This is a genomic window from Pseudomonas fluorescens (assembly GCF_005938625.1).
GTDB classification, from domain to species: Bacteria; Pseudomonadota; Gammaproteobacteria; order Pseudomonadales; family Pseudomonadaceae; genus Aquipseudomonas; species Aquipseudomonas fluorescens_BD.
The window spans coordinates 37,609-58,934 of sequence record NZ_VCNJ01000019.1 but is presented as its reverse complement, the minus strand read 5'-3'; the positions used below and the strand labels follow the sequence as shown (position 1 = coordinate 58,934).

At 59.3% G+C, this 21,326-nt stretch carries 21 protein-coding genes; 13 read left to right on the top strand and 8 right to left on the bottom strand.

The features are described from left to right. Positions 1–238: 238 nt before the first annotated feature. Positions 239–793 (top strand): RNA polymerase factor sigma-70, encoded by a 555-nt coding sequence (locus FGA82_RS13195; protein WP_141127401.1) that lies wholly within the window; start codon positions 239–241, stop codon positions 791–793. 108 nt (positions 794–901) lie between these two features. Here the strand turns inward: FGA82_RS13195 and FGA82_RS13190 are convergent, their stop codons facing one another. The 3 genes from FGA82_RS13190 to FGA82_RS13180 form a co-directional block, all read right to left on the bottom strand. Then, positions 902–1,915, bottom strand: coding sequence for a GNAT family N-acetyltransferase (locus FGA82_RS13190; protein ID WP_141127400.1), 1,014 nt, complete (start codon positions 1,913–1,915; stop codon positions 902–904). Between the two features lie 87 nt (positions 1,916–2,002). Continuing rightward, on the bottom strand, positions 2,003–2,800 hold the full coding sequence (locus FGA82_RS13185) for a substrate-binding periplasmic protein (RefSeq protein WP_141127399.1): 798 nt from the start codon (positions 2,798–2,800) through the stop codon (positions 2,003–2,005). 92 nt (positions 2,801–2,892) lie between these two features. Next, positions 2,893–3,516, bottom strand: coding sequence for a TetR/AcrR family transcriptional regulator (locus FGA82_RS13180; RefSeq protein WP_141127398.1), 624 nt, complete (start codon positions 3,514–3,516; stop codon positions 2,893–2,895). A 184-nt stretch (positions 3,517–3,700) separates the two neighbouring features. Between FGA82_RS13180 and FGA82_RS13175 the strand changes: the two genes are divergently transcribed. The 8 genes from FGA82_RS13175 to FGA82_RS13140 all read left to right on the top strand — a co-directional run bounded on the left by FGA82_RS13175 (position 3,701) and on the right by FGA82_RS13140 (position 13,044). After that, positions 3,701–5,485: an acyclic terpene utilization AtuA family protein gene (locus tag FGA82_RS13175; RefSeq protein ID WP_141127397.1), complete on the top strand. Its 1,785-nt coding sequence runs from the start codon at positions 3,701–3,703 to the stop codon at positions 5,483–5,485. Positions 5,486–5,497: 12 nt separating this feature from the next. Continuing rightward, positions 5,498–6,367 carry an SDR family oxidoreductase gene (locus FGA82_RS13170; RefSeq protein ID WP_141127396.1) on the top strand — a complete coding sequence of 290 codons (870 nt, stop codon included), beginning with the start codon at positions 5,498–5,500 and terminating at the stop codon, positions 6,365–6,367. A 3-nt stretch (positions 6,368–6,370) separates the two neighbouring features. Continuing rightward, positions 6,371–7,987 carry a geranyl-CoA carboxylase subunit beta gene (gene atuC, locus FGA82_RS13165; RefSeq protein WP_141127395.1) on the top strand — a complete coding sequence of 539 codons (1,617 nt, stop codon included), beginning with the start codon at positions 6,371–6,373 and terminating at the stop codon, positions 7,985–7,987. Positions 7,988–8,017: 30 nt separating this feature from the next. Continuing rightward, complete coding sequence (gene atuD / locus FGA82_RS13160; protein WP_141127394.1) at positions 8,018–9,175, top strand: citronellyl-CoA dehydrogenase; 1,158 nt, start codon at positions 8,018–8,020, stop codon at positions 9,173–9,175. After that, positions 9,172–9,969, top strand: a complete 798-nt coding sequence (locus tag FGA82_RS13155; protein WP_141127393.1) for an enoyl-CoA hydratase/isomerase family protein — start codon at positions 9,172–9,174, stop codon at positions 9,967–9,969. Before atuD ends, FGA82_RS13155 begins: the two co-directional genes overlap by 4 nt. 110 nt (positions 9,970–10,079) lie before the next feature. Continuing rightward, complete coding sequence (locus FGA82_RS13150; RefSeq protein ID WP_141127392.1) at positions 10,080–12,041, top strand: acetyl/propionyl/methylcrotonyl-CoA carboxylase subunit alpha; 1,962 nt, start codon at positions 10,080–10,082, stop codon at positions 12,039–12,041. A gap of 70 nt (positions 12,042–12,111) precedes the next feature. After that, entirely contained in the window at positions 12,112–12,654 is a 543-nt protein-coding gene (locus FGA82_RS13145) for an exonuclease domain-containing protein (protein WP_141127391.1), read from the top strand. Between the two features lie 105 nt (positions 12,655–12,759). Continuing rightward, the gene (locus FGA82_RS13140) at positions 12,760–13,044 is read left to right on the top strand and encodes a pyrimidine/purine nucleoside phosphorylase (protein WP_007940055.1); all 285 of its coding nucleotides are present in this window, start codon (positions 12,760–12,762) and stop codon (positions 13,042–13,044) included. 71 nt (positions 13,045–13,115) lie between these two features. Here the strand turns inward: FGA82_RS13140 and FGA82_RS13135 are convergent, their stop codons facing one another. Both FGA82_RS13135 and FGA82_RS13130 read right to left on the bottom strand, forming a co-directional pair. Further along, positions 13,116–13,922 carry an MOSC domain-containing protein gene (locus FGA82_RS13135; RefSeq protein WP_141127390.1) on the bottom strand — a complete coding sequence of 269 codons (807 nt, stop codon included), beginning with the start codon at positions 13,920–13,922 and terminating at the stop codon, positions 13,116–13,118. A gap of 167 nt (positions 13,923–14,089) precedes the next feature. Then, a complete protein-coding gene (locus FGA82_RS13130) occupies positions 14,090–15,025 on the bottom strand; it encodes a chemotaxis protein CheV (RefSeq protein WP_038364198.1) in 936 nt (311 codons plus the stop codon). Between the two features lie 454 nt (positions 15,026–15,479). On the opposite strand from FGA82_RS13130, the gene FGA82_RS13125 reads away from it, so the two are divergent. From FGA82_RS13125 to FGA82_RS13115, 3 genes are all read left to right on the top strand, one after another. Next, the gene (locus FGA82_RS13125; protein WP_141127389.1) at positions 15,480–15,947 is read left to right on the top strand and encodes a hypothetical protein; all 468 of its coding nucleotides are present in this window, start codon (positions 15,480–15,482) and stop codon (positions 15,945–15,947) included. Positions 15,948–16,432: 485 nt separating this feature from the next. After that, complete coding sequence (locus FGA82_RS13120) at positions 16,433–17,326, top strand: sensor histidine kinase (RefSeq protein WP_141127439.1); 894 nt, start codon at positions 16,433–16,435, stop codon at positions 17,324–17,326. Then, positions 17,323–17,982, top strand: a complete 660-nt coding sequence (locus FGA82_RS13115) for a response regulator (protein ID WP_141127388.1) — start codon at positions 17,323–17,325, stop codon at positions 17,980–17,982. The genes FGA82_RS13120 and FGA82_RS13115 overlap by 4 nt, the downstream gene beginning before the upstream one ends. Here FGA82_RS13115 and yegS read toward each other — a convergent pair. After that, on the bottom strand, positions 17,966–18,883 hold the full coding sequence (gene yegS, locus FGA82_RS13110; RefSeq protein ID WP_141127387.1) for a lipid kinase YegS: 918 nt from the start codon (positions 18,881–18,883) through the stop codon (positions 17,966–17,968). The genes FGA82_RS13115 and yegS overlap by 17 nt on opposite strands. A 313-nt stretch (positions 18,884–19,196) precedes the next feature. Between yegS and FGA82_RS32095 the strand changes: the two genes are divergently transcribed. Then, positions 19,197–19,505 carry a hypothetical protein gene (locus tag FGA82_RS32095; RefSeq protein WP_171057279.1) on the top strand — a complete coding sequence of 103 codons (309 nt, stop codon included), beginning with the start codon at positions 19,197–19,199 and terminating at the stop codon, positions 19,503–19,505. 55 nt (positions 19,506–19,560) lie between these two features. On the opposite strand, the gene FGA82_RS13100 is transcribed toward FGA82_RS32095, so the two are convergent. Together FGA82_RS13100 and moaB are read right to left on the bottom strand one after the other, a co-directional pair. Continuing rightward, positions 19,561–20,787 (bottom strand): molybdopterin molybdotransferase MoeA, encoded by a 1,227-nt coding sequence (locus tag FGA82_RS13100; protein ID WP_141127386.1) that lies wholly within the window; start codon positions 20,785–20,787, stop codon positions 19,561–19,563. Then, complete coding sequence (gene moaB, locus FGA82_RS13095) at positions 20,771–21,310, bottom strand: molybdenum cofactor biosynthesis protein B (protein ID WP_141127385.1); 540 nt, start codon at positions 21,308–21,310, stop codon at positions 20,771–20,773. Before moaB ends, FGA82_RS13100 begins: the two co-directional genes overlap by 17 nt. Positions 21,311–21,326: the final 16 nt, after the last annotated feature.

Sequence of the window (21,326 nt, the reverse complement as noted above, 5' to 3'; positions counted from 1 at the left end):
CCGGATCCATTCACCAATGAGAACGGATGACGTCTTGAAATAATTAGTCGGCAGGCTGGATCGCCAATGGGGCCGGGGTGTGGCGGCGTGTCGCAGTTCTCAGAACGCACCTTTGTGGCGCATTACTTCTCTTTCTCAATTGACAATCATTATCATTCAACATAATTTGTCGCTCGATGTGTAGGGCGGCCCCGTCCCCAGGCGTCCCACTAACCTATTTGGCAGCAAGGTGATTTCCATGACGGAACAAGTATCCACAAGCAAGTGCGATTCACCGCTACTTCAGGCATTCGTCGACAATCGACTGATTCTGGTCAAGATTGCAGCCCGTATTACCGGCTGTCGGTCGCGCGCCGAAGATGTGGTGCAGGATGCGTTTTTCCGACTGCAATCGGCGCCACCGATCACGTCGTCGATCAAGGCGCAACTGAGCTATCTGTTCCAGATCGTGCGCAACCTCGCCATCGATCACTACCGCAAGCAGGCGCTTGAGCAGAAGTACTCCGGCCCTGAAGAGGAAGGGCTGAACGTGGTTATTCAAGGTGCTTCGCCGGAAACCTCGCACATCAACTTCTCAACTCTGGAGAACATCGCCGACGCGCTGACCGAACTGCCCAGCCGCACTCGCTACGCATTCGAGATGTACCGCCTGCACGGCGTGCCGCAAAAGGACATCGCCAAGGAACTCGGCGTTTCGCCAACCCTGGTCAACTTCATGATTCGTGATGCGCTGGTGCACTGCCGCAAGGTCTCGGGCAGCCGCCGCGATGCGGTGATTGCGGGTCGTCGCTAAGACCGCGTCGCCAGTTAAAAAAGATCGCAGCCTTCGGCAGCTCCTACATGGAAATGCATTCCTCTGCAGGAGCTGCCGAAGGCTGCGATCTTTTGCTTTTAAATCACCTCAGGCCAGTTTGCACCGATCAAAAAACCGCTCACGCCCCAGAATCATCAGCGCCGCGCGCTTGTGCGGGAAGTCGAACTCCTTCTCGCAGTGGAAGCACTGATTGTGCATATGGCCGATCATCTTCGCGTTGTCGGCCCGAGGTTCAGCGACCACACGCTGAGTGCGCGGATCATCCAGAAACAGGTAATGCACCAGCGCCGATAACCAGCTCGCCACTTTGTGCGGACCGCGATGATCCTCCTCGCCGACCAGCATGTGGATGCCACGGTCGTAATCGTCGGCATCATAGAACGGCGCGATGCGATCTTCCTTGGCCCAGTAGGCTTCGAAATAGGCAAACGGCTGATCATCGAAGCAGCCGATCAAGGTCAGCGTGTGCGGGTCGGCGTCGAGCTTGCTCAAATACTCGCGGTGCTTCTCGATGCTGCCCTCTTCCTGCCAGAAACTGGCGACGCGCGGGCTGTTCTGCCAGAGGTTGAAACGCGGCAAGTCTTCTTCGATCTCTACAGTGCGCAGAGAAATCCACGCACCCAGACGCGCATCGAAACGCCGATACACTTCGCCCCGCGGCTTCACCGGGCGCAGCGGATGACGCTTGCCCTGGCTGATGACCATTTGCTGCGGATAGCTGCCTGCCAGCGAAGTGCCGAGCCACGGTTGCGGTAGTTGCCAGAACAGCGTGCGTTCACAGCGATACTCACCGGCCACGTCGGTGCTCACCAGCAAGCCGCTGAGCAAGGCTTCGGTCGGAAGCTGATCCAGTTGCCAGGTCAATTGCTGGCACGCCGGATCCCGCGCGAACAGCCAGTAACAGGCTGCCCACAGCGCCTGCCCGGGCGGCAGCGCAAAGCGCTCATCGAGCTGGATCGATCCCTTGGCCTCTCGATCGAGGCGCAAGCGAATCAGCGGTTGTCCGTCAAGGCTCAGGCTCAGACGGCTTTCGCTGGCATCAGCGATCAGTTGACTGCCCGTAGGCAAGGCCAGGGCAGTCAGGTCATTCAAATTGGACATGGGTCGGGCTCACGATAATCGTCGACAGTTCAACGATGTGACGTGAGCCGGGAAAGGAAATTTAGGCCCGCAAGGAAAATCGCTGCATCAATGAGCGGGCACCGGCACCACGGCGATCTTGTACGGCTCGAAGATCTTCAGCATTTCGCCATTGTTGCGCAGGCCCTGAAGCAACCTGGCAAATGCGACGCCGGTGATGGGCGCCGTCGGGCGAAGAATCGCGTAGTGGTGATAGACCTGATCGATGCGCTGCGACACCAGCAACTCATCGCGCACCTTTTCGTTACGCAGTAGGTAATCGAACAGATACGAACGCGTCACCAGAGCAATATCCGCCCGCGAACGCAGGACCATCAGCAGATTGCTGTCGTGGGAATAGGTCAGCGTGGCGTTGTAATTCTGAGCCAGATACTTGGGGTCGGCGTTGAAGTTGGCGAACTCGTAGTGATAACCGCTGAACAACGCCAGGCGCTTGCCAGTGAGGTCGGCAAAGTAGTTCTGCTGACGACCGTCTTCGCATTGTGCGACGAAAATCTCGGCGTCCTCAAGGCCCATGTCGACGTCCGTGTGCGGAATATCTTTCCAGCCCCAATCGGGATTCTCGAAAATTGCCATGTCGATCCGCCCCTGCTTGAAATCACCGAAACGCCGCGGAATCGAGGTCGGCACAAGGACGAACTGATAGTCGCTTTGCAGACGATTGAGGGCCTCGACCAACTGCGGCAGGAGACCTGTGTCGGCACCGTTTTCCGGGCGAATGGTGTAAGGCGGAAAATGCGCCGCGCCGACCCGAACCAGTTGCGCTGCCTGAGCGGACAAAACCCAAAATGCAGCCAGCGCTGCGAGCATCAACCCCGCGGCCGTCCGAATTGGCGAAGACTTCAAAACACCCCACTCCCCGAAAAAATACCGATCAATGCATTCAAGCTAGGCGGTTTCGCCCAGTTAGCCAGTTTCCCGGCCGGATAGAAAGTGCTTCAACGCGCTTCGAGGACCAGAATCAACGCCTCATCGGCCAACTGATCGAGGCTCAAACTGCCGCCGGCACGGAACCAGGTGGTCGTCCACGACAGTGCACCGGTGAGGAAACGTCGGGTAATAAATACATCGCCACGAATAAATCCGGCGTCCTTGGCTTCACCCAGCACTTGCAGCCAGATGTCTTCGTAGACATCGCGCAAAGCCAGCACCTTGGCCTGGCCTTCTTCGGAGAGCGAGCGCCACTCGTAGACCAGCACCGCCATGGCTTCACCGCTGCCGCCCATGATCGACTGCAATTCGCAGCGGATCAGCGCCAGCACGCGCTCGCGCACATCTGTCGCGTCGGCCAGCGCCGCTCGCATCAACGCGGTGTTGTAACGGATGGTTTCTTCCATCACTGCGCGGAGGATTTCATCCTTGCTTTTGAAGTGATGAAAAATGCTTCCCGACTGGATGCCGACGGCGCCGGCCAGGTCCCGCACCGTGGTGCGTTCATAGCCTTTGTTACGGAACAGGTGAGCGGCCACTTGCAGCAATTTGCCGCGGGCGCTGTCGGGGTCGGTCAATTGGCCTTCATCAACCAAATCGCGCATGACCCTCAGGGCTTTTTGCTCGTCCACCCGTTCTCTCCTACAGTCGATCAGTCTGTTGCCCCCTGAAACCGCAGGGTTGCGCGCAATTTAAGCCGCCAGCGGAAACCAAGCAAGCGCTTGGGCAGAAGATAGTTTCAACTGTTTACAAACCAAGCGCTTGCTTGGTAGCCTCCAGACACTTCTGTCGCAGGTTGCTGAGTCGGAGATAAAAATGCCCACCACCGTTCGCATCGGATGCGCCAGCGCATTCTGGGGAGATACGTCCACCGCCGCCGCGCAGCTGGTGGAGGGCGGCAAGCTGGACTATCTGGTGTTCGACTACCTCGCCGAGATCACCATGTCGATCATGGCCGGCGCACGCATGAAGGATCCGCAGGCGGGGTTTGCCGGCGACTTCATCGAAGTTCTCACGCCCCTGTTGCCGCAATTGGCCGAGCAGAACATCCGCGTGATCAGCAATGCCGGAGGAGTCAATCCGCAGGCCTGTGCCGCCGCCCTGCAAGCAGCGTGCGACAAGGCCGGCATCGCGCTGAAAATCGCTGTATTGCTCGGCGATGATCTGCAACCCCAGCTAAAACACCTCAGCGGCATCACCGAGATGTTCAGCGGCGCCCCGCTGCCGCCGATGTGCGTGTCGACCAACGCCTATCTCGGCGCGCCGGGCATTGTCGAAGCGCTACGCCTGGGTGCCGATATCGTCATCACCGGCCGGGTGGTCGACAGCGCCGTGGTCAGCGCCGCGCTGGTGCACGAATTCGACTGGTCGTGGCACGACTACGACAAACTCTCCCAGGCCGCGCTGGCCGGGCACATCATCGAATGCGGCGCGCAATGCACTGGCGGCAACTTCACCGATTGGCGCGACGTGCCGGATTACGAACACATCGGTTTCCCCATCGTTGAAGTCAGTGCCGACAGCCAATTCATCGTCAGCAAACCCGAGGGCTCCGGTGGACTGGTCACACCGCTGACCGTCGGCGAGCAGATGCTGTATGAAATCGGCGATCCACAGGCCTATCTGTTGCCCGACGTGGTCTGCGACTTCACTCAGGTCAAACTTCAGCAACAAGGCAAAAACACGGTGCACGTGCACGGCGCCAAAGGTTTGCCACCCAGCGACAAATACAAGGTCAGCGCCACGTATCCGGACGGTTTTCGCTGCACTGCCAGTTGCCTGATCGCCGGTATTGATGCGGTGGACAAGGCGCGACGCGTCAGTCAGGCAATCATCGCCAAAACGGCGGAAATGTTCAGCCAGCGCGGTTGGGCGCCCTACAGCGAAACCGACATCGAACTGCTTGGCAGCGAAGCCACCTACGGCCCCCATGGCCAGCGACACGACAGCCGTGAAGTGGTGATTAAACTCGCCGTGCGCCACCCGAATAAACAGGCACTGGTGCTGTTCTCCCGGGAAATCGCCCAGGCCGCCACTGGCATGGCGCCGGGGCTGACCGGTATTGTCGGTGGGCGGCCAACGGTGTATCCGCTGATTCGTCTGTTCTCTTTTCTGATCGATAAAAGCGCTTGCTCGCTGCACATCGACATGGCCGGTGAACACTATCCATGCACCCTGCCCTCACTGAGCGCCCTCGACAGCGAAGATTTGCCCCTGTCCCATCAGCCACCCAAACCCCAGGGTCGCGCCGATGCCAGCGTGGCGCTGGTGAAACTGGCCGTCGCGCGCTCCGGAGACAAGGGTAATCACAGCAACATCGGCGTCATGCCGCGCAAACCTGAATACCTGCCATGGATTGCCGAAGCGCTGACCCCCGCCGTCATTGTCGACTGGATGAGCCACGTGCTCGACCCGATCCACGGCCGGGTCGAACGCTGGTATCTGCCCGGCACCCACAGCCTGAATTTTCTCCTGGAAAACGCTCTCGGCGGTGGTGGCGTGGCCAGTCTGCGCATCGATCCGCAAGGCAAAGCCTTCGCCCAGCAACTGTTGGAAATCCAGATCCCGGTGCCGCAGAGCATCGCCGAACAGCTCGACTAGAGGATGGTTTGCATGGCTTACGCGTCGATTTTCAACGCCGATCTGTTCAGCGGCCAGACCATCATCGTCACTGGCGGCGGCAGCGGCATCGGTCGCTGCACCGCGCATGAACTGGCAGCGCTCGGCGCCAACGTGGTGCTGGTCGGGCGCAAACCGGAAAAGCTGGAAAAGGTCGCCGCGGAAATTGCCGAGGACGGTTGCCGCGCACACTGGAAGGCCTGCGATATCCGTGATGAAGAAGCGGTGAAACAACTGGTCAAGGCGCTGATCGCCGAGCACGGGCCGATTCATGGTCTGGTCAACAATGCCGGCGGCCAGTACCCGTCGCCATTGGCTTCGATCAATCAGAAAGGTTTCGAAACCGTACTGCGCACCAATCTGGTCGGCGGATTTCTGATGGCACGGGAAGTGTTCAATCAGTCGATGAGCAAACACGGCGGCAACATCGTCAACATGCTCGCCGACATGTGGGGCGGCATGCCCGGCATGGGCCACTCGGGCGCGGCGCGATCGGGTATGGACAACTTCACCAAAACTGCCGCGTTTGAATGGGGTTATGCCGGCGTGCGAGTCAACGCGGTGGCGCCGGGCTGGATTGCCTCCAGCGGCATGGACACTTACGAAGGCGCGTTCAAAGCGGTGATTCCGACCCTGCGTGAACATGTGCCGCTCAAGCGCATCGGCACCGAGTCGGAAGTCAGCGCCGCGATCGTGTTTCTGCTCAGCCCGGCGGCGGCATTCATCAGTGGCAGCACGCTGAAAATCGATGGCGCGGCCAGCCTCGGCAGCCGTGCATGGCCACTGCACAAGGCCACTCACAGTGAGTCGTTCAACGGCTTTCACCGGGCCTACCTGCCCGATGTCCTCAAGGACAAGGAGTAAGCCATGCCGCAGATTCAGTCCCGACTCGACCCGCACAGCGAAGCGTTCGTCCGCAACCGCACGGCCATGCTCGCGGCCATCGAGCAAGTACAGCAGCTCGAACAGAACCTGCTGAACAAAGCCACCGAAGCCAAGGCGAAATTCGACAAACGCGGGCAACTGCTGCCGCGCGAACGCCTGAACCTGCTGCTTGATCCCGGCGCGCCGTTTCTCGAACTGGCCAGCCTCGCTGGCTACAAGTTGCACGACGACAAGGACGGTAGCTCGGCCGGTGGTGGACTGATTGCCGGTATCGGTTATGTCTGCGGCATCCGCGCGATGGTCGTGGCGAACAACAGCGCAATCAAGGGCGGCACCATTTCGCCCAGCGGCCTGAAAAAATCCCTTCGCCTGCAACAGATTGCTCAGGAAAACAAACTGCCGGTGATCACCCTCGCCGAAAGCGGCGGCGCCAATCTCAATTACGCCGCCGAGATTTTCGTCGAAGGCGCACGCAGTTTTGCCAACCAGGCGCGGATGTCAGCCATGGGTTTGCCGCAGATCACCGTGGTGCACGGCTCGGCCACGGCGGGCGGCGCTTATCAGCCGGGGCTGTCGGATTACGTGGTGGTGGTGCGCGGCAAAGCCAAGCTGTTTCTCGCCGGTCCCCCGCTGCTGAAAGCGGCCACCGGTGAAGTCGCCACCGACGAAGAACTGGGCGGTGCCGAGATGCACGCGCAGGTCGCCGGGACGGCTGAATATCTCGCGGAAAACGATGCCGACGGCGTGCGCCAAGTGCGTGAAATCCTCCGTATGCTGCCGTGGAACGAGCAACTGCCGTGGTTGCCGGAGCCGCAGTACAAAGAGCCGCTCTACCCGATCGACGAGTTGCTCGGGCTGATCCCCGACGATCCGAAAAAGCCTTATGACGTGCGCGAAATCATCGCGCGCACTGCCGATGAATCCTGTTTCGTCGAATTCAAGGGCGAGTTCGATCAGCAGACCATTTGCGGCCAATTGAAGATTCAGGGCCGCGCCTGCGGGTTCATCGGCAACAACGGCCCGATCACCCCGAACGGTGCGAGCAAGGCAGCGCAGTTCATCCAGTTGTGCGATCAGAGCCAGACGCCGCTGCTGTTTTTCCACAACACCACCGGCTTCATGGTCGGCACCGAATCCGAGCAGCAAGGCGTGATCAAACACGGCTCGAAACTGATTCAAGCGGTGGCCAATGCGCGGGTGCCGAAACTGACCATCGTGGTCGGCGGTTCCTACGGCGCCGGCAACTATGCGATGTGCGGACGCGGACTCGATCCGCGCTTCATCTTCGCCTGGCCGAACAGCCGCACGGCGGTGATGGGCGGTGCGCAGGCCGGCAAAGTCTTGCGCATCGTTACCGAAGCCAAACAGCTCAAGGACGGCATGACGCCAGACCCGAAAATGCTCGACATGCTCGAACAGGTCACCGCGCAGAAACTCGACAGCCAGTCCACCGCGCTTTATGGCAGCGCCAACCTGTGGGACGACGGGCTGATCGATCCGCGCGACACGCGCACCTTGCTCGGCTATTTGCTGGACATCTGCCACGAAGCCGACATTCGCACGCTGCAACCCAACAGCTTCGGCGTCAGCCGGTTCTGACCGCCACGGACCCTACGGAGAACAATAACAATGATCTTCACCCCGGAACACGAAGCCCTGCGCCGTACCGTCCGCCAATTCGTCGAGCACGACATCAATCCGCACGTTGATGAATGGGAAAAGGCCGGACGCTTCCCGATCCACGAGATTTTCCGCAAGGCTGGCGACCTCGGTTTGCTGGGCATTTCCAAACCGGAAAAATTCGGCGGCATGGGCCTGGATTACAGCTATTCGATTGTCGCTGCCGAAGAATTCGGCACCATCCATTGCGGCGGCATTCCGATGTCGATCGGCGTGCAAACCGACATGTGCACCCCGGCCCTCGCCCGCTTCGGCTCCGATGAACTGCGCGAAGAGTTCCTGAGACCGGCGATCAGCGGTGAGCAGGTCGGTTGCATCGGCGTTTCCGAAGTCGGCGCCGGATCTGATGTGGCCGGCCTGAAAACCACCGCGCGCAAGGACGGTGACGACTACGTGATCAACGGCAGCAAGATGTGGATCACCAACTCGCCGAGCGCTGATTTCATCTGTTTACTGGCCAACACCTCGGACGACAAACCGCACATCAACAAGTCGCTGATCATGGTGGCGATGAACACGCCGGGGATCAGCCTCAGCTCGCACCTGGACAAGCTCGGCATGCGCAGCTCGGAAACCGCGCAAGTGTTTTTCGACAACGTGCGCGTGCCCCAGCGCAATCGCATCGGCCACGAAGGCGCCGGGTTCATGATGCAGATGCTGCAGTTTCAGGAGGAACGCCTGTTCGGCGCGGCGAACATGATCAAAGGCCTGGAGTACTGCGTCGACAGCACTATCGAGTACTGCAAGGAGCGCAAGACCTTCGGCAATGCGCTGATCGACAATCAGGTGATCCACTTTCGCCTCGCCGAGTTGCAGACTGAAATCGAATGCCTGCGCGCATTGGTTTACCAGGCCACCGAGCAATACGTGAAAGGTCAGGATGTGACACGACTGGCGTCGATGGCCAAGCTCAAGGCCGGGCGCCTCGGCCGCGAAGTCAGCGACAGCTGCCTGCAATATTGGGGCGGCATGGGCTTCATGTGGGACAACCCGGTAGCCCGTGCCTATCGAGATGTGCGGCTGGTCTCGATTGGCGGTGGCGCCGACGAAATCATGCTGGGAATTATCTGCAAACTGATGGGCATTCTGCCGGGGAAAAAGAAATGAGCAGCCTGCCGGAATGCCAGACGCTGTTGCTGGAACGGCATGGCGGCGTGCTGCACATCACCCTCAATCGGCCGCACGGCCGTAATGCGATGAGCCTGCAGATGGTCAGCGAACTGCGCGCGGTGCTGGCGGCTGTGCGCGATGACCGTGCGGTTCGGGCGTTGGTGCTCAGCGGTGCCGGCGGGCATTTTTGTGCCGGCGGCGATATCAAGGACATGGCCAGCGCACGCGCTCAGGGCGCTGATGCTTACCGTGATATGAATCGCGCCTTCGGGGCTCTGCTGGAAGAAGCGCAGCACGCACCGCAAGTGCTGATCACTGTGCTGCAAGGCGCGGTGCTCGGCGGTGGTTTCGGGCTGGCGTGTGTCAGTGATATCGCCATTACCGATCATCAGGCGCAATTCGGCCTGCCGGAAACCAGCCTCGGCTTGCTGCCGGCGCAGATCGCACCGTTTGTGGTGCAACGCATCGGTCTGACCGAAACCCGCCGATTGGCGCTGACGGCTGCGCGTTTCGATGGGCATCAGGCGCGGCGTCTGGGGTTGGTGCATTTTGTCGAGCAGGATGCACAAGCGCTGGCCGAGCGGCTCGATGAGGTGTTGCAGCATGTGCTGTGTTGCGCGCCGGAGGCGAATGCCATGACCAAGAAATTGCTGTTGGCGAGTGCCGGGCAGCCTTCGAGTGAATTGCTTGATGAGGCGGCGCAGTGGTTTAGCGATGCCGTGGCGGGAGAAGAAGGGATCGAGGGCACCATGGCCTTTGTGCAAAAACGTAAACCGCGGTGGGCCACCTGAAAGCTTCGCGAGCAAGCTCGCTCCCACATTTGGGAATACGTTCCCCTGTAGGAGTGAGCCTGCTCGCGATGAGGCCTCCACATCCACCGCCAAACCTCAGGAAACCCACCATGCCCGCCATCCACAAAATCCTGATCGCCAACCGCGGTGAAATCGCCTGCCGCATCCAGCGCACCGCCCAGGCCATGGGCTATCGCACCGTCGCCGTTTACAGCGACGCCGACGCCAACGCGCTGCACGTACAAATCGCCGATCAAGCTGTACACATCGGCCCCGCCCCCGTGCAGCAGTCCTACCTGAACATCCAGTCCATCCTCGACGCCGCGCACCGAAGCGGCGCCAATGCCATTCACCCCGGCTACGGCTTTCTCTCGGAGAACGCCGAATTTGCCCGCGCCTGCAAACAGGCCGGACTGATCTTCATCGGCCCGAGCGTCGAAGCCATCGAGTTGATGGGCAGCAAACGCCAGTCAAAAATCGCCATGCTTGAGGCCGGCGTGCCGTGCATCGGCGGCTATCAAGGCGCCGAACAGGACGACGCCACCCTGGTGCGTGAAGCCGAACGCATCGGCTACCCGCTGATGATCAAGGCCAGCGCTGGCGGCGGTGGACGCGGCATGCGCCTGCTGGACAACGGCGCTGATTTGCCCGCGCAACTGCGCACCGCGCGCTCCGAAGCACTGAACGGTTTCGGCAGTGACGAACTGATCCTCGAACAGGCGCTGATCGAGCCACGGCATATCGAGGTGCAGTTGTTCGGCGATCAGCACGGCAACCTGATCTATCTCGGCGAACGCGACTGTTCGATCCAGCGTCGCCACCAGAAAGTCATTGAAGAAGCGCCTTGCCCGGTGATGACTGCCGAGTTGCGTCAGGCCATGGGTGAAGCAGCATTGAAGGCTGGGCGCGCAGTCAACTACGTCGGCGCAGGCACCGTGGAATTTCTGCTCGATGCGCATGGGCAGTTCTACTTTCTTGAAATGAACACGCGTCTGCAAGTCGAGCACCCGGTGACTGAACTGATTACAGGGCTGGATCTGGTCGCGTGGCAATTGCTGGTCGCCGAGGGGCAGCCATTGCCACTGACTCAGAATCAGGTCCAACTCAACGGACACGCAATGGAGGTGCGCCTCTACGCCGAAGATCCTGCACAGGATTTCTTGCCGCAAACAGGCCGTGTCGAGGCGTGGGCACCAGCGCTACAGCACGGCGCGCGAATCGATCATGGTCTGCTTGAAGGGCAATCGGTCAGCGCGTTTTACGACCCGATGCTCGGCAAACTGATCGCCCACGGCGCTACCCGCGAAGAGGCCCGGCGCAAACTGTTGCGCGCGGTGCAAGACACGGTGCTGCTCGGGGTGCAAAGCAATCAGCGCCTGCTCGCCAGCCTGTTGCAACATCCGCAGTTCATCAGCGGTGAATTCAGTACCGCCTTCATTGCGCAGCATTTCAGCGATCACCCCTGCCTGCACCGTTACATTCCCGATGCCGAGCAACTGGCGATTGCAACGGTGCTGTTCTATCAAACCAGCGCCCTCTCCCACCGCGCTCCGCTCACTGGCTGGCGCAACAACGCCAGTGTGCCGCTGCACTATCGCCTCGGCCTAGACGATCAAAACTGGACCGTGCAACTGCTCCCGCAGGCGCAAGGCGCGTTCACGGTGCAGGTGGCCGAACGCACGCTTGAATTGAAACTTATCGCCCACGATACGCAGTCGGTGACACTGGAAGCCGACGGTCTACGCCAGCGCCATGCCTATCGCCTGGATGCCGCACAACTCTGGCTGTTTACCCACCCCGGCAGTCTGCGTCTGGAGGATCGAACTCATGCCGTGATCGACAGTCAGACCAGCGTCAGCTCCGGCACCCTGAAAGCGCCGATGGACGGTGCCATCGTCGACGTACTGGTCAGCGAAGGCAGCACGGTCAGGAAGGGTCAGTTGCTGGTGGTGCTGGAGGCAATGAAAATGGAGCATCCGCTGAAGGCCGGCATCGACGGCGTGCTCAAGCGGGTGCAGGTCAAGGTTGGCGATCAGGTAAAAAATCGTCAGGTTCTGTTGCAGGTCGAGTAGTCGCCCACACACGCATGCGGGTTTTGACTACGCTCTGAGTTATCAGAACGCGGAAATCAGGAACCCTGCGATGCCTCACTGGCTGGTCATAGATCTGGAAGCCACCACCGATGAGGGTGGCTGGCCGGTCACCGAAATGGAAATTATCGAGATCGGCGCCACACTGGTCGATCGCGCCGGGCGCGAGCAGGATCATTTCCAGCGCTTCGTCAAACCGACGCGGCGGCCGTTGCTTACGCCATTTTGTCGTGAACTGACACACATCACCCAGGCCAATATCGACACGGCGCAGCCGTTGACCGAAGTCTGGCCGGCGTTCGAACGCTGGCTCGCGCAGCATCAGTCGCGCCTCGAAGGCTGGGCCAGCTGGGGCGATTACGACCGCAAGCAGTTGTTGCAGGAATGGCGGCGTCTGCAAATCGACAGTGGATTGAGCAAGGTGCCGCACATGAACCTCAAACAACGCTTCGCCAAGGCTCGGCGCCTCGAACGGCCGCTGGGCCTCAACGGCGCACTGCAACTGGCTGGCATGCAGTTCAGCGGTCAACAGCATCGGGCGCTGGAGGATGCGCGCAACACCGCGCGATTGTTACCCTTGGTGTTGCCACTCTAGGGTCAATTCGAGAACTCACTGGACAGACGCCGGGCAGGTGACGGCGTTGAAAGCCTTGTGCATACTGGCCGCCTCCATTTTTCAGCCCTTTTCGAGGAATCGCCCATGTTTAAAGTCAACGAGTACTTCGACGGCACCGTCAAGTCGATCGCCTTTGGCACCGCTGAAGGTCCGGCGACCATCGGCGTCATGGCCCCGGGCGAATACGAATTCGGCACCAGCCAGCGTGAAATCATGCACGTTGTGTCTGGCGCACTGACCGTCAAACTGCCCGACAGCAGCGACTGGGAAACCTTCGCCGCCGGCAGCCAGTTCAACGTTCCGGCCAACAGCAAGTTCCAGCTGAAAGTCGCCGTCGACACCGCTTACCTGTGCGAATACCGCGGCTAAACCCACGGTTGCACCGCGATAAAAAAAATGCCCGTGTCCAAGGACACGGGCATTTTCGTTTCAGGCGTGGGTTACTCGAGGATTTCCACCGGCATGCCGACTTCGAGTCGACCATTACTGTCATTCACCAGATTCTGCCCAAACATCGCGCCATCTGCTTCGGCGCGATATTTCTGCAAGGTGGCCAGCGGCTCGCGATCGGCACTGCGCTCCCCGGTTTGCGGGTCAATCGTGGTGAGAATGCAGCGCGAACATGGCTTGACCACGCGGAACTCGACATCGCCAATGCGAATGCGCTTCCAACTGTCTTCGGCATAGGCCTCACTGCCTTCGATCACCAGGTTTGGCCGAAAACGCAGCATTTCCAAGGGTCGTCCCACTTTTTGCGAAAGATCCTGCAGAGATGCCTCGCCGATCAGCAACAAAGGGAATCCATCGGCGAACGCGACCCGGTCATCATCGTTGCCATAGCCGGCTTGCGTAGTGCGGGCGCGATCCAGCGGCACCTGCACCAGGCGGGTCGGTTTGCCGATGAAATCGCTGACCCAGCACGCAGCCTCATCACCGGCATCCGGCACGCGCAAGGTATCGCGCCAGATCGTCACGCCGCGCAGTTCGGCGTCATTATCCGGCAAGGCGATGTCGATGGAAGACTGTTGCGGCGCACTCAGGGTCAAACCGCCCTGCGCATTCCACAGGGCCGACAACTGACTCATCTTCGCTTCGGCGCGCTGAGTCAGGAAGCGGCCGCTGGCCTCGTCCACGAGCATCCAGCGTCGGTCGCCATCGAGCCCCAGCTTGTCGAGGTCGACGCGCTGCAGCACATCGACTTTGCCGGATTTCAACGGGTAACGATAAAGCGCGCTCAGACGCAGCATGGACAGCTCCCTGGAGAATAAAAACGCCACCCTATACGAGCTTGATCAGGAATCAAAGAGCAATAACTGTAGGAGTGAGCCTGCTCGCGATAGCGGTGTGTCTGGTAATGATTCGGGGCTGACACACCGCTATCGCGAGCAGGCTCACTCCTACAATGGGTGTTTAATCAGGCCGGAACTTCGTCGAGCATCAGACGCTGGCGCACCACGTCGACCAGCTTGTCCGGCTGGAATTTGGAGAGGAAGTTGTCGCAGCCGACCTTCTTCACCATCGAGTCGTTGAAACTGCCGGACAGCGAGGTATGCAGCACCACGTACAAGCCACGCAGACGCGGGTCGTTGCGAATTTCGGTGGTCAGGCGATAGCCGTCCATTTCCGGCATCTCCGCATCGGTGAAAATCATCAGCAGCTTGTCGGTCATGTTCACGCCGGTATCAGCCCAGCCCTTGAGCATGTTCAGCGCCTTCAGGCCATCGCTGGCAATGTGCATTTTCACACCGAGCTGGCCGAGGGTATCGCGCAATTGCGAAAGAGCCACGTTAGAGTCGTCCACCAGCAGCACTTCACGGCCACGGGCGCGCTCCAGCACCGGATCGTCGAGTTTGTCGCGCGAAACCTTGGCGTTGTACGGGACGATTTCAGCGAGAACTTTCTCGACGTCGATGATTTCCACCAGTTGATCGTCGACCTTGCTGATCGCGGTCAGATAGTGCTGACGCCCCGCGCTGGTCGGCGGCGGCAGAATGGCTTCCCAGTTCATGTTGACGATGCGGTCCACACCGCCCACGAGGAAAGCCTGTACCGAGCGGTTGTACTCGGTGACGATGATGGTGCTGTTCGGCCCCGGCACCAATGGACGCATGCCGATCGCCTGCGACAGATCGATCACCGGCAAGGTCTGACCACGCAGATTGACCACCCCACAGACAAACGGGTGACGCTGCGGCATCAAAGTCAGTTTCGGCAGTTGCAGCACTTCCTGGACCTTGAACACGTTGATCGCGAACAACTGGCGCCCGGCCAGTCGAAACATGAGAATTTCCAGGCGATTCTCACCCACCAGTTGCGTGCGTTGGTCTACCGTGTCGAGAATGCCGGCCATCAATGACTCCTGGGCTTGTTCTGATGAATTCACTATGTGAGGTTATCGGCGGCAAATAGCAGTTCTTGATTGCCGTACCCGACCCCGTCAAAAATGCCATGATCAGGCATTGATGTCACATTAACATCATGCTTTACTGGCGCGGTGATTTTCATCTGCTACATTCTCTGCGGCGCGACCTCGGTTTGCACGGTAGGTTCCCGTGCCTAAGGGATTCCCCTAGTAACAATCAGGCCCAACCTGATATTCGCAATATCCAATAGCCATTAATGTGACGCCATTCTCATTGCATGAACGGAGTCAGGCTATTGTGTGCGATCGCAGTTCAGTGGAAACAACCCCTCTGGAACCCCTCAGCCTGTGTACCTGCACGTCTGGGCGCGATCTCCCGACGATTCATGATCGTCGCCACACACGGCATTCCCTCATCAGACATGACGTGGTGGAGATAAGCATGCCAATGGACCGCAAAGAGTGGGTACAACGCTTCCCCGAATTCCTTGTCGAGGCCGAACAACTCCTGGCCAAGTCCGAAGAATGCCTGAGCCATCTGCAACTGATCAGCAATGACAAGGACGCTATCGAGTGCATGCTCGGTACCCTCCTCAAACTCGCACGCAGGGCTGAAGCCCTGGCGCTGGAGGCGATTTCCGAGTTCTCGCTGCACATTTACAGCCTGCTCAACCTCAATCAGGATCACGTCGACCTTCATGAACAGGCCCTGCAAGCATTGCAGGATTGCTTCACGTTGATGGCCTGGCAGCTTGAACTGGTGGATCAGCAGACCGGGCAACTGAGTCTGGATGAAAGCGAACAGACCTCCCTGATCGAAGCCTTCGCCTTCCAGGTCGGCCAAAGCCAGCTTCAGCCGCCACTGGCGGGCAAACGTTTGCCCCAATCGCCCTACTCGGGACAAGCCTGATCAGCATGCTGTATCCGCCCTGGCGTTTGAAACGAATACGTTGCATGTCGTAATTGAATAGTTCATACCTGCCAGCGACAAATCGAAATAAATAATCAGCGACGACAGACAATCATGTTTCTGCCGGCCTCAGGGTTTGCCCGTGTGTTAAGAAGCACAACTTCAGGCAACACCTACATCTATCGAACTCAATAAATCGACTTTTCCATTATGGAACTTGCGTCCAAAACCACGTAATTCCTGACTCATTGGACATATATAGCGAGCGCGACCAACGGTATCTTAAGTGGTATTATGCCGCCCATTAGTTGCTTTCAAATTAATGGCAAAGTGATTTCAGCGACAGCTATCCACTGATAGTTGGCGGTCAACACACTCACTGAACCGCGTTGAAATCAATAACATACTTGACAGCATTTTCAGACAGAGACCCGCCAGCCTCAGGCCGGTCTGCCCGCAGCGAACATCCATTGGCTCCATCCGTTATGTACGCCAGCCTCAAGTCAATCACTACATGGCCACCCTCCCGGGAAAATGCACGCCGGTTCACACTCATACTGTGTGTCGCCGCGACGCTCGGCAGCCTGCTGACCTACGGTCTTGCGACACCACTTAGCCTCGGACTGCTAATGCTCGACATCGCCGCTACCGCGTGTGTCTGGGTGCAATATCGGCTGTCACGCAAATCGATCAAGTTTCAGCCGCAGGAACTCGCCGACCGCTTGCTGGAAGTCCAGGAAAACGAGCGTCATCGACTCAGCCGCGAACTGCACGATGATATCGGCCAGTTATTGACGGCCGCCAAACTGCAGAGCGAGTGGCTCAAGCGACGCCTGCCGGATGACTTGCAGGAGCAATGCACGGTGCTGTGCGCCACCCTGGAAGAAACTCTCGACAAGGTGCGCGACGTTTCGGCCATTCTCAATCCACGGCAGTTGACCAGCCTGGGGCTTGAAGCCAGCCTGCGTGCACATCTGCTTAAGACATTGACCAACACCAGCGTGCACTGGAGCCTCGATTGCCAGCAACGCCTTAATGGCATCCCGGAAGAAATGGCAGTCGCCGCCTTCCGTATTACCCAAGAGGCTGTTACCAATATCCTGCGTCACGCCCAGGCAAAAAATCTGGTGATACGCGTGCAACGTCTGCCCAAAGGGCTGACGCTGCTGATCAGCGATGACGGCCTGGGATTCGCCCCGGCGACCGATCCCGGTCGTGAAGGACAACGAGGCATGGCCGGGATGGCCGAACGAATCGAGCAACTGGGTGGCACCCTGAACGTCATCAGCGAGCCGGGCAAAGGCACTCAAATCGAAGCACTCTTCCCCTGGGCGCCTCGCGCACTCGAGCGGGCCAGTACGAATAAGGTTATGCGTTGACTTGCAACTTACTTCTGGTGGATGACCACTCGCTGATCAGGGCCGGCGTGCGCGCTCTGGTGCTGGATATTCCCGGTTACGCGGTGATTGGCGAAGCCAATGACGGTTCGCAGTTGCTCGAAATGGTCGAGCAACTGAGTCCGGATATCGTGTTGCTGGATATCTCCATGAAAGAAACCGGTGGCCTGGAAGCCCTGCAACGACTCAAGCGAGTGCGTCCGCAGAGCAAGGTATTGATCCTGTCGATGCACACCGATCCGACGCTGATCATGCAGGCACTCGAGTCCGGCGCCCACGGCTACCTGCTCAAGGACACCACGGCCACTGAACTCGAACATGCACTGGAAGCCTTGCGCAACAACGAGCGCTACCTGAGTCCGGCCATCGCCCACACCGTGATCAATCAGGCCCTGACCCGTAATCAGAAGCAGCAGCCGGAGGCCGCCGACTCGCATAATCTGACCGCCCGCCAGCTGGAAATCCTGCGTTTGATCGTGCGGGGCAAATCCACCCGGGAAATCGCCAATGGCCTGGGGCTGAGCATCAAGACGGTCGAGACCCACCGCTCACAGATCATGAAGCGCCTGCAAATCTACGACGTAGCGGGCCTGGTACTGTTCGCCGTGCGCGAACAGATCATCAGTCTGGACGACTGACCGACCGGACGCCGCCCAGCAATGGAGAATGCTCCGGCAGGTGCACACGCAACGCCGCCGGACGCGCTTCAAATCGCATGTTGTCGCCCTCCAGCGGTTCGCCATCAAGGTTGATGCAAAGCCCTTCGGCCACCTTGATTTCGACCCATGGCAAACGGGTTCGAACAAACATGTTATCGATCCCGAAACCATCACTGAGCAGCGTCTTCAACGTGCCCACCAGCTCCTGTGGCGCCGGCAGGATGCTGATATCAAGCAACCCGTCATCAGCCAGCGCTTCCGGGCACAGTACGTGTCCACCGCCGGCCTGTCGGCCATTGCCGATACCCAGTGCCAACAGCTCGCCACGCCAGTGAAAATCCGGCCCCTGTAATTCGCCATAAGCGGCGTGCAGCTCGCTGAATCGTGACAGGCCGGTGAACAGATAGGCCGCGCCGCCGAGTACTTTTTTCAAATCCTCGGACGTATTGGCCGTGACCTGACTGCCGAAACCACCGGTGGCCATATTGAGAAAAATCTGCCCGCCCACTTCGCCCAGATCGATGTCGCGCGGCGGCACATCGAGCAGCTCAAGGGCTTCGGCAGGCTCCAGCGGCACGCCGGCGGCGCGGGAAAAATCATTGGCAGTGCCTAAAGGCAAGAGTACGAGGCTGGCTTTGCCAGGATGCGCGGCGAGCGCTTCGGCGATATCGCGCAAGGTGCCATCGCCGCCCCCGGCAATGATTTTCGTGTAGCCGTCGACCAAGGCTTGTTCTACCCAGCGCTGCGCGTCCCCTGCCTCCCAGGTCAGACGCACGGCCAGCTCCCAACCTTGCTTGCGCTTGTCCTCGACGGCGGTGCGCACCGCCTCGTTGAGTGCCTGCTTGCCATGCAGAATCAACAGCGCCCGGCGTTCACTCATCACATCACTCCCTAATTGAATCGGTTCGAGACATCTTGACCACTGCCGCTCGTAAAAAAGCCGTCAGACCCGTAATTAATTCGGTCTTCTGGTCTCGACGTCCTACACAGCGGTATTTTTTCTTACAAAACATGCGGAATCGGCTTAATTGACCCGGCTTCGACATTGGGTCACCGTGTGCCGGCGGTAGCAATCTTCAATCCAACACACAAGGATGTGCATGTAATGAGTGGATACACCCACAGGGCTCTTGCCAGTTCGAGAGCTGAAAAAGTTTGCAAGCGAACAGTTGAAACAACCGGTGGATGCTTCCATGCCCAGTCATGAAGCCAGAATGCCATTGAACCCGGTTGGCCCTCTCGTCGAAAGTCGCTCGAATCAAAAGTCCGAATTCAAAAACAGCGCCAGAACCACTGGAGAAGTTGATATGGAACCTCGTGTTACCGAGCTGGAAACCCATCTCAAGTACCTTCGGCGGGACATGGACGAAGTTCGCGGTGATGTCAGAACAATCAAACACCGGCTTGCCTACTCGGCGGGTGCGACAGCGGTTGTGCTGGGCCTGCTGGGTTGGGTGGCCAATAGCCGATTCGACCAGCTTGTGGCACTGATCAGCAATTAAATGAATGAGTCACTGCAGGCGCCGACAGCCGACGCCTGCATTTGCGAGACAGCGGTCAGTCCAGCAGATCACTCAGCGGAATGAAGACCACTTCGTCGCCGGCGCTCAGTGTGCTGCCTTCCAGCACTTCGACCAACCCATCTGCCCATGCGGCGCTACGCAGAACGCCTGAGCTCTGGTTGCGGTAAACAGTGGCCCGCCCTTGATCCAGACGGCCTCTAAGGTACTCACGCCGATTGCCTGCCACCGGCCAGTCAAAACCCGCTGGCACGGTGAACTTCAGCGGCTCGACGTCCTGCACGCCCTGACGGCGCAACAGATATGGCCGAGTGAGTAGTGCAAAGGTCACCAGCGTCGATGCCGGATTTCCTGGCAAGCCAATGACCGGCACATTGCGGAAATGGCCAAACGTCAGCGGTTTTCCAGGTTTGATCGCCAGCTTCCAAAGGGCAAGCTCGCCCTCTTCTCGCAAGGCGACACCCAGAAAATCCGCCTCACCTACCGACACGCCACCGGTGGAAAGAATCAGATCGACGTCTTGCAACTCACCCAGACGGGCACGGGTTGTGGCCAGATTATCCGGAAGAATGCCGGCATCGATCACCTCGCAGCCCAGACGTTGCAGCCAACTGCACAGCAACACCCGATTGCTGTTGTATATCTGACCAGGTCCCAATGCCTGGCCCGGCTCGACCAATTCATCGCCAGTGGAAATCACCGCAACGCGAACCTTGCGCACGACCTTCAGCCCGGCGCAACCCAACGATGCGGCCAGCCCCTGCTCTATCGGACCCAAGCGAGTTCCGACGGGCAGGATCAGCTCACCGACTGTGGTTTCCTGACCCTGCGGGCGAATGTTTTGCCCTGCCTTCATCGGTTCAAGGAAACGCACCCTTTCATCGGTTTGAACCTCAGCGTTTTCCTGCATTTCCACGCAATCAGCGCCCGCAGGCACCGGCGCCCCGGTGAAAATCCGTGCACAGGTGCCCGGCGTCAGTGGTTCGGGGGATTGCCCGGCAAACACCTTCTGACTGACCGGCATCGGCTGACCACTCCAATCCGTCAGGTTCAGCGCGTAGCCATCCATGGCACTGTTCGGCCAGGGCGGCAGATCCAGCGTCGAAATCAGATCTTCGCTCAGCACCCGCCCCTGAACCTGAGACAGCGGCAAATATTCATGCTCGACAATGGGCGAGGCTTCGGCCATGTCGAGCAGGCGCGCCAACGCCACCTCGACCGGCATCAATGCCCCGCTCTTGCCCGGCTTACCCACGGGATTCACAAGGTGCCGCCTGCTTTAAATGAGTGACGAAATTGCACGGGCGGTGACGAGCGTCCAATTGCTCGCCCAGGATGCCATCCCAACCGGTGCGCACGGCATTGGTTGAACCCGGCAAGCAGCACACCAGCGTGCCGTTGGCCAGACCTGCCAGCGCACGCGACTGCACCGTCGAGGTGCCGATGTCGGCTACCGAGATCTGCCGGAACAACTCACCAAACCCGTCGACCTGCTTGTCGAGCAGGCATGCAACCGCTTCGGGTGTGCTGTCACGGCCAGTGAATCCGGTGCCGCCAGTGATCAGCACTACCTGCACGACATCGTCGGCAATCCAGTTGGCGACTTGCGCGCGAATTTTGTAGAGATCATCTTTGAGCAAAACCCTCTGCGCCAAAAAATGACCCGCCGCGGTCAAGCGGTCGACGAAGACCTGACCTGAGGTATCGGTTTCCAGAGTTCGGGTGTCACTGACTGTCAGCACCGCAATATTGAGCGGCACGAAAGGTACATCAGCCTTGGCTTTCATAGGCTCGTCCAGTTGT